Consider the following 12,169-nt stretch of genomic DNA (forward strand, 5'->3'; position numbering starts at 1 on the left):
GGGCTGGACGGTGTAGGAACCACCGCCCTACCAGGAGCTCGTCACATCACCCCGCCGCCACGCCGCAGCACCGCGTCAGTTCCGAGACACGTTCTAAGGGGCGACTCGCCACACCCGCATGCGGTTTGCGCCAGGTCGGCGACTGTCGCACGCAGGCCGGGCCCGGGAAGCTGCCCCCGGCGAGGGCTTCGCGCACGGATCACTCCGCGCTCGTGCGTCAGTGCGTGTCCGCTGGCGTCGGGAGCAGCCAGAGTCCGCCCGCCAGCGCCCCGTACAGCAGTGCCGGGCCGGTGTGCGGCAGCCCCTTGCCGGAGGCTGCCCGTGCCTGTCCGTAGCGAAAGGCCCACCGTTCCGCGGTGAGCACCCCGCCGACCGAACAGGCGAGCACGGCGGCCACGGACCCGAGAGCGACGGCCTTGCTCCCGGCGGGCAGCGAGCTGAAGGTCTTCGAGGGGAGGGCCTCGCCGTCAACCTCTTGCCGTTCGCGTGCGGTGGCCCATGCCGCCCGCAGGTCCGGCACGGATGCCGCGACGGTGACAGCCGTGAGCCCTGCCTTCGCCCAGCCGCGCGCCGTGCGGGAAGAGATGAAATCGGGCGTGGCGTAGTACATGGCGGTCCCTACTCCGGTGACCAGAGGTGCAACCGCTCGTGAGGGCGTTGGCCGAGTGATCATGCAGCCATTCTTTCGCGCGCGAGCGACCAGCAGAACGCGATCGGCGCAGGTGCCGACACCAGGAACAGGAGAACCCCCACGGGCTCAGGGGCCGTGGGGGTTCAACTCGGTGTCCGAGGGGCGACTTGCTACATCCGCACACGGCTCGGGGTCCGCGATGCGTGAATGGCTTCCGCTGGATCCGGTCGATTGCTCCCGCGCCTGACGTGCATCACGCGTTGCTGTAGGTCCTGACCGGCTCCACGAGCACGGCGGTGCGTCGCTGCTCGGCCATGACGCGGTCGTACTCCTCCCAATCGTCGTGGTGGCCACCGGCCGCGGTGAACACCGCGCGGAACAGCAGGCGCAGCCTCTCCGTCTCGGTCAGCCACGGCTGAGGGTCATCGGGCCCGGCCAGCTCGGCTCGGCCCTCACCGTCGCCCACTGCCATCCGTGCCGGAAGGTGAGGTGACCTGCGGGCGCGCCCGGAGGTTGGTTAGTTTGACCGGGCCGTAGGTCACGAACCCCAGGACCGGCTGCTCGGTCGCGGGATGGGGAAGCACTCCGGCGCTCACCACGGACGCCTGGATGGTCCTGTCGGCGCGCAGAGTGGAGACGACCGCCAGGTGGTTCTCGGGCGCGGCGATGGCCGAGATGTCGTCGAGGCTGGTCATGACAGAACCTTGGCATGGGTCGCGGGTCCTTCTCCCGTCGCGGCCGCGGTCCGGGACTCTAGGTTGGCCGCGGACCCGGACCATCTGGAAGCCACGTGAAGAGGCGGCCAGACCTGCGGCGTGTTCGGTCCGGCCGGAGGGGCGGCGAGGATGGGTCCAACCATCTCGAACGAATGGGCGGCGATCTGGTGAGCGAGATTTCTCGGGTCCTGATGCTGGGTCTCGGGAGCGTGGCCCGTTGCGCTCTCCCGCTGATGTTCGACACCCTGCCGCTCCCGCCGTCCGCCTACACGGTGCTCGACGCACGGGACGACCCCGCTCTGGTGGAGGCGGCCCGTGAGATCCAGGCTCGCGGTGCCCGGTTCGAGTCATGCCTCATCACTCGCGACAACTACGCAGACACGCTGGCGGGCAGGCTCGGCGTCGGTGACCTGCTCGTCGACCTGGCCTGGAACATCGGGACCCTGGACCTGCTGCAGTGGTGCCGGGACAACGGGGTGCTGTACGTGAACGCCTCGCTGGAGGTGTGGGATCCCTATGCCGGTGGATGGACGGAGCCACCGACCTCCCGGACCCTCTACCGCCGTCACCTGGAGCTGCGTGCCATGGTGGCGCGCTGGCCGGACAACGACGGACCGACGGCGGTGCTCGACCACGGCGCCAACCCGGGGCTCGTCTCACATTTCGCCAAGGTCGCCCTGCTGGACACGGCTGATGCGTGGCTCGCCGAGCCACCGGTGGCAGGGGAGTCCGACCGCCGCGACCGGGTGACTGAGGCGGCCGCTGCTCGCGACTGGGCCGCGCTCTCCCGGGCGCTGGACGTCCGGGTGATCCATGTGTCCGAGCGCGACACCCAGGTGAGCAACCGGCCCAAGCGGGTGGACGAGTTCGTCAACACCTGGTCGGTCGAGGGGTTCTACGAGGAGGGCGTCGCGCCGGCCGAGATGGGCTGGGGCACCCACGAGAGGACGCTACCGCCGCTGGCGTACGTGCACGAGGACGGCCCCGGCAACCAAATCTGCCTGGCCCGGCCCGGCTGCCGGACGTGGGTGCGGTCGTGGGTCCCCGCGGGCGACATCACCGGCATGGTCATCCGGCACGGCGAGTCGTTCTCCATCTCCGACTTCCTGACCGTGTGGGAGGACGGCAGACCGGTGTACCGCCCCACGGTGCACTACGCGTACTGCCCCGCGGACGCGGCGGTCGCCAGCCTGCACGAGCTGCACATGCGCGGCTACCAGCTGCAGCCCGTCCAGCGGATCATGGCCGACGACATCGTCGACGGGCGGGACGAGCTCGGTGTCCTGCTCATGGGCCACCCTCTGACGAGCTGGTGGACCGGGTCGCTCCTGGACATCCACGGGGCACGGCGGCTCGCCCCGGGCCAGAACGCCACAACGCTGCAGGTCGCCGCCGGCTTGCTGGGGGCCATCCGGTGGATGTGGAACAACCCCGCCCGTGGCGTCCGCCTGCCCGACGAGCTCCCGCACGACGGGGTCCTCGCCACGGCCGAGCCCTACCTCGGCCCGTTCGTGTCCCGCCGGGTCGACTGGACGCCGCTACGGTCCCGGGTGGACGTCTTCGCCGGGTACGGGGCCGCCACGCCGGCCGCGGAGGACGTGTGGCAGTTCGCCAGCTTCCTGGTTTCCGACGGCGAGTGACCGGACCTGCGCCGACGGCGGCAGGCAGTGCACCGGCATGGGGGAGAACCCGTTGAAGCCGTCCGTGCAATAGGCGCTGGTGTACGCGCCGGCGGACAGGACGTCGAGCCGGTCCCCGTCGGTGAGCGCCAGCGGCAGCTCGTACCGGTGATGCTGGTACATGATGTCCGCGCTGTCGCAGGTCGGGCCGGCCAGCACCACCGGCCCGCGCGGACCCACACGGGACGTCACCAGCCGGTACCTGATCGCCTCCCCGGCGGTCTCGGCGAGGCCGCCGAACACGCCGGTGTCCAAGAACACCCACCGCTCGTCGTCCGCGTGAGACTTCCGGGCCACCAGGACGACCTCGGTTCGCATCACCCCGGCGTCGGCGACCAGGAACCGCCCCGGCTCCACCATCAGCCCGGGGCGGCCACCGGCCGCCCCGGGCGGGAAGTGCCGGTCGACCGAGGCCCTGATGCTGGCCGCGTACTGCTCGATAGGGGGAACGTCCTCCAGGTAGTGGGCCGGGAATCCACCACCAAGATTCAGCACCCTCACCCGGACCTGGTCCCCGCTGCGCCGGCTCACCTCGCGGCTCACGGACGCCGCCAGGGCCACCGCGGCGTCCCATTGCCCGGGGTCCCGCTGTTGCGACCCGACGTGAAAGCTCACGCCGCAGGCGTCCAGCCCCCGCTCGTCCGCCTCCAGCAGCAGGTCGACCGCCATGTCCGGCGTGCACCCGAACTTGCGGCTCAACGGCCAGTCGGCCTTAGTGTCGTGGGTCAGCAGCCGGCAGATGACGGCAGCACCAGGGGCCAGGGTGGCCAGCTTGTCCAGTTCCGCGGCGCTGTCGAAGGCGAACAGCCGGACCCCCAGGCCGTAGGCGTGGGCGATGTCGGCCCGCTTCTTGATGGTGTTGCCGTACGACAGACGATGCGGGGACACTCCCGCGCGCAGGCACAGGTCGATCTCGGCCGGGCTGGCCACGTCGAAGTTGGACCCGAGAGCGGCGAGCAGTCGGATGACGTCAGGCTCCGGGTTGGCCTTGACGGCGTAGTACACGGAGGCCTCGCCCAGCGCTGTCCGCAGGGCGGTGAACCGTTCGGCGACGACGTCCAGTTCGATCACCAGGCACGGCGTCGACAGGTCGTGCTGGGCGTGGAACTGGGCAATGGCCGGCGGCAACCCCTCCGCTCCGACGGCCGTGCCGCTCTGGCTCTCGCCCGCCTCCTCGCCGGCCGCACCGGGCACTGCACCACCGCCTCGATCCGTCGCTACCCGTGGCACGATCAACGAGAGACACGCCGACACACCCGTCCTCGTCCTGTCTCGACCAGCGCAGCCACGAGTTCAACGCCAGCGGACGACTACGCCGGAAGCCGGCCCTCGGACCCAGCCGCGACGACCGACCACAGGCAAGGACGCGAAGGGTATCTCGGGGATCTCCAACGGGCTGGGACAGCTGGTTGACACTGCGAGGCCGACAGGTAGCTCAGCGGCTGCCCGGCCGAGTCGATTTTCGTGGCGTCACGGCCCGCGCGGCCGGCACGGCCTCATCCCGTGCCTCCGGGTCAGAGCAGCTGGTCCAGATCGTCGGGCCCGGGTCCGGTTCCGCCGGAGTCGCGGAGGGGAGACGAGTCAGGCAGGTCATCGTCCGGTGGCTCCGCTGCCACCGGTCCCTCCGCGTACAAGGTGCTCGGGTCTTTCGGGTCCATCTCGCTCATGATCCGGCTGTACCCAGCGAGGAAGGCAGTACCCGAGCAGCCAGCCGCCGGGCACCGGCCACCTGACTGCCTGCACAGCGCCGGCCCCCCCGCGGTGTTCTCCACCGAGAGAGCACCACGACGAGCAGCTGAGCGGGAAGCGGGAAGGCCTTCCAGACGCGCCGGCCCTCTGATCAGCGCAAGGGCGCGCCCTAGCCACCCGCGCATGGAAGTAGCCCCGCCATAACTCTCGACGAGGCGCCCGCCCTAGCAGCCACGGAGCTGACCATTGAGATGAAGCGGTGGACGTGCCGCCGTCGAAAGCGCAGAACCCCAGCGACCCTGGAGGCCGCGGGGGTCCAACTCGGTGTCCGAGGGGCGACACGCTACATACGCACACGGCTGCACATGGCGCCGAGGTCTTGCTACAGAATGGACTGCGTCCCGATCTCCCGAGAGTAGGTGCCGTTCTCGGCCCCGAGCCTGGCCTTTCGAGGTGCGGTGCACGTGAAGAGCTACAACTCCCATCCAGGCCGCCAGACCTCGCGATGAGGGGAGCGACCCGTGCCGGTCATCGACCGTTCTCATATGGGGACCGTCCGTTCTAGGGGCAGGGTGAGGCAGCCCCCTCCGGCCGTCGCTGGAGGGGGCTGCTCTGGGCCGTTGATGCGGGCGGTGACGAGCGTGTCGGTGATTGACGCGTGGTCACTCTCATATGCGCGGGTCGGGACCGCAGGACGGGTTGTTCGGCGGGAGCGCTGCCGCGAATCTGAATGGTCGAGCGTGGCCCGGTCCGGGCTGCTCACAGAACGGTTGCGGGTTCGCTCCTCACGCTTGCCGTCACTCGCCCGGTGATCATCAACGGACGTCTGTGGTTCCGTCCTCGCTCAACAGCGCCTCGGTCCGTGGGCGCGGTCGGAGGTCAACGTGGAGCACGCGCAGCGCAGCGAGCATGAACGACGTTGACCTGCGGGCGGGCTCGCGGAGGGCTTCGCCGCCGGCGAGGACGGAAGGGTCAGCCGTCGGGGTCCATGACTGCCAGCGCCCAGCACCAGCCTGCCAGCTCCCGGGCGATGGCGAGGTTGGCCACCACCGGGCGCTTGCGGCGCGTATCGAAGGACTGCCATCGGGCGTGCAGCCGCCGGTTGCCCTTCGCCGCGTGCGCGGCCACCGCCGCCGGTGCGCGCTGCCAGCGGCGCTGCAGCCTCGTCGAGGGCCGGTAGGGCGGGCGGTGGTGCCAGGCCGCCTCGACCAGCAGCCGACGCACGTGGCTGTTGCCGGTCTTGGTCACCCCGTGCTGCGAGCGGCTCTCCCCGGTGGAGTGCTCGCCGGGCACCAGTCCCAGATAGGCCCCGATCGTGGCCGGCGAGAGCCGTGACCAGTCGCCGATCTCGACCGCCAGCCCGAATCCGGTCAACGTCGAGATGCCGCGCAGGCAGGTCAGGCGGTCGATCACCGGGGTGAACCGGCTGGCCGCGGCCAGCTTGGTGATCGCCTCATCGAGGCGGTCCCGGCGGCCCTCGGTGGCGGCCAGCGCCTCCAGCGCCGCGTCGTAGGCGCATTGCAGTGCCGGCCGGGCGAAGCGCTGGGTGCGCAGCCAGTTCTCGTGCACCCGGGTCCACGGGGTGCCGCCAGCGTAGACGATGCCCTGGCGCAGCAGTAGATGCGTCACCCGATGCCGGGCGCTCATCAGGTCACCGCGCACATCGTCGCGGGCGCGCACCAGGTCCCGCGCGGCCTCGGTCTCCTCATCGGGGACCGCGACCGCGGTCACCTGGCCCACCGCCAGCAGCTGGGCCAGGTGCAGCGCGTCTTTGGCGTCGGTCTTCACCCGCTCCCCGGACGGGCGCAGCAGCCGCGAGGGCGCGGCCACCACACAGTCGATCCCCGCCGCCTCCAGGGCCCGGGCCAGCCCGAACCCGGTCGGCCCCGCCTCGTAGGTGACCGTCACCGGACCGGGCAACGACCGCAGCCACCCGATCACCTGCTCGTGCGCCGGCGTCAAACGCGCCCGCAACACCTCACCGGTCTGCACATCCAGCCCGCGGCCCACCACCGAACGGGCATGAACATCCAGTCCGACACTCGTACGCTGACCGATCACTGGGGCCTCCCACGCCTGTGGCTCTGCCGCCAGGGCCGCCCCCTGCGCGGCAACCCACGATCATTCGTGGCGGGGCCCCAGCCCCCATACCGTCTGACAGGGCCCGCATCTCGTGGGAGTCCGACGGGCCGGAGGACGCTCCCGCCGTCCTCCTGCTCATGGGGCTCGCCTACCCGGCCGCGATGTGGTTCCGGCTGGTGCCTGCACTGGCCGAGAGCTACCGGGTCATCCGAATCGACAACCGGGGTGCCGGCCGCACCGGTGACGTTCCTGGGGCGCCGTACACGATCGAGACCATGGCGGCGGACTGCCTGGCCGTGTTGGACGCGGCGGATGTCGACACCGCCCACGTCGTCGGCATCTCGATGGGCGGCCTGATCGCCCAGGAGATCGTGCTCACCGCTCCGGAACGGGTCCGCTCGCTGTGCCTGATCGCCACACACCCGGGCATCGCGCACGCCGTCATGAACCCCCAGGCGATGGCGATGCTGATGCAGCGCGGCCAGATGACGCCCCAGGAGGCGGCCGAGGCCTCCATTCCCTTCAACTACGCGCCCGAGACGCCTCGCGAGCGCATCGAGGAGGACTGGGCGGTGCGGTTCCCGCTCGCCGCCACGAACGAGGGTTACCTCGCCCAGGTGGTCGGGTCGTCGCAATGGGACGGCTACGACCGCCTGGAGGGCATCACCGCCCCGACGCTGGTCGTACACGGGGAGCTCGATGCGCTCGTCCCGCCGGAGAACGGCCGCATCATCGCCGGCCGCATCCCCGGCGCCGAGCTGGTGATGATCCCGAACGCGAATCACGTGCTGATGACCGACCAGCCCGAGCACGTGTCGAAGCTGCTCGTCGAATGGCTGGATCGGAACCGATAACGAAGCAGTCATGCTGATCGTCCATCGAAGCCAAGCCCGCCCAGCCGCGACCAGCCAACGTCGGGCGCGCCCTGTGTCGCAGCATGGTGACGGTCGTGTGTCCGACGTGTCCGCCAGTCAGTCGCGAGGCAGCCTCCACCCCCACTGCCAGGGCCAGAGGAACCGGCAGCCGTGCTGGCCAGTTCGTCATACGGGAAGCTGGCCACTCGCGCGTAGGCATCGGCGAAGGCGGCCTCGTACTGGCTGCGGTCGAAGGTGATCGGCTGGTCGAGCCGATCGACCGGCCGGGGGTCGTAGATGCCGTCCTCCCAGCGGAAATCCGACCACGAGACCTCGGCGTCCCCGACTCGGCGGGCGGCGGTGAGCGCACCGCACGCCAGGTCGCCGTCCACGTGGCACAGGAGCAGTGCAACGGCGCCCGGGAGCGAGGTCGTCGCTCGGACGTTGGCCGAGGAGCTTCTCCAACGCCTCGGGAACGCCGGCCAGCCACGGACGGTTCAGCTCCGTCACGAGTTCCGGTCCGGGTGTGGTGGTGGTGATCGAACGCAGTGACTGGCCGTTGACCACCAGGTCGAGGAAGTGCGACTCGGGGGGCGCGTGAGGTTGCCGTCGATAAGGCGGCCCGTCACGACGGCGGGCTCCAGGCGCAGCTCCGCCAACTCCAAGGTCACTGCAGGAGTATCACCATGCTGTGACGTCTGGACGCCCTGCCTCAGATGACGGCGCGCCCTGGGATGCTCGCGCCGTGCTGCTGACCTCTTCCGACGGCGCGAGCGTCGAGCTCCGCCCGACCCGCTATCAGTTCCCCGCTGCACACCGAGCGAGCCGGGCGACTGGGACGCGAACTGGCTGCAAGTCCGCGGTCGGATGCGGACGGTGGCGGGCGACTCCTGGGAGTTTGACGACCCCTGCCTCACCACGTGGGAGGCGCGGTAGCTCGGGGACTGGCTGAGGGCGGCCGCTGACGGGCGTGTCCCGGTGACGAACGCCCCCACCGAGGACTCGGAGGAGCTGCTCACCTTCACCGAGCCCAATCTCGGGTTCAGCGTCGGCGCCCGAGGGGACGACTCCCTCGTCGTGCGTATCCACCCGTCCCTCGAATCGGTGGCGGATCGGCCTGGGGCGGGGGAGGAGGCGCCCTACAACTTCTACGCCTACAGCGTGCCGCTCCGGGTCCGGCGCGAGGAGCTGCTTGCCGCCGCACAGGCGTGGGACGAGGACACCAGGCCGTTCCCCGAGCGGTAGGCGTTCGACACCAGCCAGGTGCAGCGGGCCTGACCCGTGAACGACGACAGGGCGTCCACGACGTGGGCGCCCTGTACCTTCAGCACTGGCGTGAGCCAGTGATCTTGTGTCCGAGGGGCGACACGCTACATACGCACACGGGTCCGGCCTTGACGAGGCGACCGCTGGTCATCCCTGCTCGACGTCAGTCTCCTCCGCGAACTCCCGAAAGGCGGCGAACGCGCGTGGCCCGTACACGGTCGCCGGTCCGCCGTTCATCGCGATGGTGACGCCGAGCGCCTCGGCAACTTCCGACTCGGTGGCACCCGTGCGGGCGGCGCCACGAGCGTGGGACGCGATGCACCCGTCGCATTCCTTGCTCACTGCGATGGCGAGCGCGATCGGCTCCTTGGTCTTCTCCTCCAGCGCACCCGGGGCGTATGCGGCGGCATGCATTCGGCGGTAGCCGTCGTAGACCTCGGGGATCGCGCGACGCAGCGCGCGGGCCGGTTCGCGGAGCTCCTCCTGGACGGCGTGGCCGTAGCTCATGGCGTGATGGTGTCAGCCGCCGTGCCGATGGGCGCGATGAGATCCGTACATCCCGGCGTTGCGCGGACCACCTGGAGGTGGTTGTCGCAGGTGCGCCGCGCTCGAAGAGTTCGCTCGGGCCAGCAGGAGTACGCACACAGCTGCTCATGGCGCCCAAGTCCTGCTAGAAAATGGACTGGGTCGTGGTCTCCCGAGACCAGGTGCCACTGCCTGCGGCCGGACCTGACCTCTCGAGGTGCGGTGCACTCGAGGAGCTACAACTCCGATCGAGGCCGCCAGATCTCGCGATGAGGGGAGCGACTCGTGCCGGTCATCGAGCGTCCTGACACGGCCCGCATCTCGTGGGAGTCCGACGGGCCACAGGACGCTCCCGCCGTCCTCCTGCTCATGGGGCTCGCCTACCCGGCCGCGATGTGGTTCCGGCTGGTGCCCGCGCTGGCCGAGAGATACCGGGTCATCCGAATCGACAACCGGGGTGCCGGCCGCACCGGTGACGTTCCTGGGGCGCCGTACACGATCGAGACCATGGCGGCGGACTCCCTGGCCGTGCTGGAGGCGGCAGATGTGGAGACCGCCCACATCGTCGGCATCTCGATGGGCGGCCTGATCGCCCAGGAGATCGTGCTCACCGCTCCGGAACGGGTCCGCTCGCTGTGCCTGATCGCCACACACCCGGGCATCGCGCACGCCGTCATGAACCCCCAGGCGATGGCGATGCTGATGCAGCGCGGCCAGATGACGCCCCAGGAGGCGGCCGAGGCCTCCATTCCCTTCAACTACGCGCCCGAGACGCCTCGCGAGCGCATCGAGGAGGACTGGGCGGTGCGGTTCCCGCTCGCCGCCACGAACGAGGGTTACCTCGCCCAGGTGGTCGGGTCGTCGCAATGGGACGGCTACGACCGCCTGGAGGGCATCACCGCCCCGACGCTGGTCGTACACGGGGAGCTCGATGCGCTCGTCCCGCCGGAGAACGGCCGCATCATCGCCGGCCGCATCCCCGGCGCCGAGCTCGTGATGATCCCGAACGCGAATCACGTGCTGATGACCGACCAGCCCGAGCACGTGTCGAAGCTGCTCGTCGAATGGCTGGATCGGAACCGCTGATCAGTCCGATAGCCGTGCCCGGTCCGGATGGTGGACGACCGGCGTGCGGTCCGGGGAGTCCGCAGCCTCCCACGGCGGGGATGCACGTGCCGGATGACCTGCCCGTCCCGCAGGTCGCCGCAGACGTCGCGTCCGGCGTCGGCCTCGTCACCGTGGGCGCTGTGGGCGCTGCGGGCGCCCGGTGTCGTCCCGCTCCTCGGGTACCAGGTCCAGTCGTGGGCAGCGGCGTACCCGCGCTGTTCGGCCGGCGGGGTGTCGAGGAATTCGGTCGGCGGCACTAACCAGCCCGGGTGCCGGCCGCCCCGCACGCCGGTGCGGCGTGGGACCACGAGGCAGCGCTGACGGCACAGACCCAGCGGGGCGTGGAATGCGGCCACGGTGAGGAGCTGGGTGCCGCAGGCGCTTCGGCCGGGAGCAGCTCTCGGCAACGTCGCCGGCGGCCGCTGCTGGAAACTGCCACCGGTCCAGTTGCTGCATCGCCCGGGAGGGGGGTCGGCAGCGGGCCGCCGGCCGATGTGGGCTTTCAAGCATTGAGCCGACTTCAGAGACAGGAGACTCCAGCGGCCTGAGGCCGTAGGGGTTCAACTCGGTGTCCGAGGGCGACACGCTACATACGCACACGGCTGGGAGCCGGCTGAACGGAGACCGGCGGACCTACGCCTCCGCGGAGCAGTCGGTCGGCGCTCCCTACGACGAAGCCTGAGCTGACAGGTCCTGGGTCATCAGCGGCCCGCTCTGATCGTGCGGATCCGCTGCTGAACGTTGGCACCCAGCGCCATGAGGGAGGTCATCCGGCGTTCGGCGGAACTGCCCAGTGGCGGCAGCAGCCCGAGCTGTCTCAGCAGCGAGGCACTGTCGTAGTACGCGTGGAGCGAAGTGATCCTCCCCTCGTGCACGTGGAAGAGCTCGGCGAGCCGGAGCTCGATCGTCCGGCCCGTGGGAGGGATGGTCCCCCCGGGACCGACCAGGGGCCCGCGGTGGGACCCACGCCCGACGTGCTCGGTTGCAACGCGAGGCCCCTCCGCCACGACGGTGACCAACTCGGCGGTCGCGTCGGGGAGCGCTGTCCGGAACATGCCCAGCCATCGCCGGCAACCGTCAGGGCCGCTCAGCGTCTGTCCCGAGGCGACGTCGGTGAGCTGGAAATCGTCGGATACGAGGGCGGCAGCGCCGTCCAGATCTCCTGCGTTGAAGGCGTCGTACAGCGCGCGGACGATCTTGGTCCCGGGTCGCTCCACGTCCTTCACGAACCCTCCCGGTCAACCGGAGCACCAGCTCGGCCCCCGTTCGAGGCCGGCGGTCCAGCAGCATCCTGATCAGCGCGTCGGCGCCGTTCCGAACACCACGTCCGCGAGGTCCATCTCCACGATGCCGAGTGCGCATCCCGCGCGCACGCGAAGGGTGCTCCGGCGCGGTAGTGGAGGCAACACCTTCTGGCCTGGTGACGCCGCGACGCTCATGTCGAGCCGCCGTCCGCGCACTCATCAGGATCTGGACGGACGGAGGCGGGTCGAGTCGACCCATCGCCCATGGGGCCAGGGGCAGCGGCGTCTGAGACTGGGGCCGGCCTGCCGGCCGATGTGGCCATTCAGGGATCGAGCGGACGTGCCGACGTCAGAAGCAGGAAACCTTCCCCCGACC

Annotated in this window: 11 protein-coding genes and 1 pseudogene; 4 read left to right on the plus strand and 8 right to left on the minus strand. The window is 70.4% G+C overall.

Going from position 1 to position 12,169, the window contains the following annotated elements:
• Positions 1-217: 217 nt before the first annotated feature.
• From CHB94_RS10490 to CHB94_RS25670, 3 genes are all read right to left on the minus strand, one after another.
• A complete protein-coding gene (locus tag CHB94_RS10490; protein WP_089336530.1) occupies positions 218-610 on the minus strand; it encodes a hypothetical protein in 393 nt (130 codons plus the stop codon).
• A gap of 274 nt (positions 611-884) precedes the next feature.
• Complete coding sequence (locus CHB94_RS25665) at positions 885-1,103, minus strand: pyridoxamine 5'-phosphate oxidase family protein (protein WP_217899253.1); 219 nt, start codon at positions 1,101-1,103, stop codon at positions 885-887.
• Positions 1,084-1,326, minus strand: coding sequence for a pyridoxamine 5'-phosphate oxidase family protein (locus CHB94_RS25670; RefSeq protein WP_217899254.1), 243 nt, complete (start codon positions 1,324-1,326; stop codon positions 1,084-1,086). Before CHB94_RS25670 ends, CHB94_RS25665 begins: the two co-directional genes overlap by 20 nt.
• 188 nt (positions 1,327-1,514) lie before the next feature.
• Here CHB94_RS25670 and CHB94_RS10500 point away from each other — a divergent pair, with 188 nt between their 5' ends.
• Entirely contained in the window at positions 1,515-2,987 is a 1,473-nt protein-coding gene (locus CHB94_RS10500; protein WP_217899255.1) for a saccharopine dehydrogenase C-terminal domain-containing protein, read from the plus strand.
• On the opposite strand, the gene CHB94_RS10505 is transcribed toward CHB94_RS10500, so the two are convergent.
• Together CHB94_RS10505 and CHB94_RS10515 are read right to left on the minus strand one after the other, a co-directional pair.
• The gene (locus tag CHB94_RS10505; RefSeq protein WP_254920559.1) at positions 2,886-4,220 is read right to left on the minus strand and encodes a type III PLP-dependent enzyme; all 1,335 of its coding nucleotides are present in this window, start codon (positions 4,218-4,220) and stop codon (positions 2,886-2,888) included. The two genes, CHB94_RS10500 and CHB94_RS10505, sit on opposite strands and share 102 nt — an antisense overlap.
• Positions 4,221-5,687: 1,467 nt before the next feature.
• Positions 5,688-6,776 (minus strand): IS110 family RNA-guided transposase, encoded by a 1,089-nt coding sequence (locus CHB94_RS10515; protein WP_176445504.1) that lies wholly within the window; start codon positions 6,774-6,776, stop codon positions 5,688-5,690.
• 17 nt (positions 6,777-6,793) lie between these two features.
• On the opposite strand from CHB94_RS10515, the gene CHB94_RS10520 reads away from it, so the two are divergent.
• On the plus strand, positions 6,794-7,651 hold the full coding sequence (locus tag CHB94_RS10520; protein ID WP_254920560.1) for an alpha/beta fold hydrolase: 858 nt from the start codon (positions 6,794-6,796) through the stop codon (positions 7,649-7,651).
• Between the two features lie 8 nt (positions 7,652-7,659).
• Here CHB94_RS10520 and CHB94_RS24485 read toward each other — a convergent pair whose 3' ends face one another.
• Complete coding sequence (locus CHB94_RS24485) at positions 7,660-8,043, minus strand: hypothetical protein (protein ID WP_141137457.1); 384 nt, start codon at positions 8,041-8,043, stop codon at positions 7,660-7,662.
• 337 nt (positions 8,044-8,380) lie between these two features.
• Here CHB94_RS24485 and CHB94_RS26945 point away from each other — a divergent pair.
• Positions 8,381-8,896, plus strand: a pseudogene (locus CHB94_RS26945) (WapI family immunity protein).
• A 168-nt stretch (positions 8,897-9,064) separates the two neighbouring features.
• Here CHB94_RS26945 and CHB94_RS10530 read toward each other — a convergent pair.
• On the minus strand, positions 9,065-9,424 hold the full coding sequence (locus CHB94_RS10530) for a carboxymuconolactone decarboxylase family protein (protein ID WP_089336535.1): 360 nt from the start codon (positions 9,422-9,424) through the stop codon (positions 9,065-9,067).
• 303 nt (positions 9,425-9,727) lie between these two features.
• Here CHB94_RS10530 and CHB94_RS10535 point away from each other — a divergent pair, with 303 nt between their 5' ends.
• Positions 9,728-10,528: an alpha/beta fold hydrolase gene (locus CHB94_RS10535; RefSeq protein ID WP_089336536.1), complete on the plus strand. Its 801-nt coding sequence runs from the start codon at positions 9,728-9,730 to the stop codon at positions 10,526-10,528.
• Between the two features lie 722 nt (positions 10,529-11,250).
• Here CHB94_RS10535 and CHB94_RS10540 read toward each other — a convergent pair.
• The gene (locus CHB94_RS10540) at positions 11,251-11,775 is read right to left on the minus strand and encodes an ester cyclase (protein ID WP_089336537.1); all 525 of its coding nucleotides are present in this window, start codon (positions 11,773-11,775) and stop codon (positions 11,251-11,253) included.
• Positions 11,776-12,169: the final 394 nt, after the last annotated feature.

The sequence above is a fragment of the Blastococcus mobilis genome, assembly GCF_900188025.1.
GTDB classification, from domain to species: Bacteria; Actinomycetota; Actinomycetes; order Mycobacteriales; family Geodermatophilaceae; genus Blastococcus_B; species Blastococcus_B mobilis.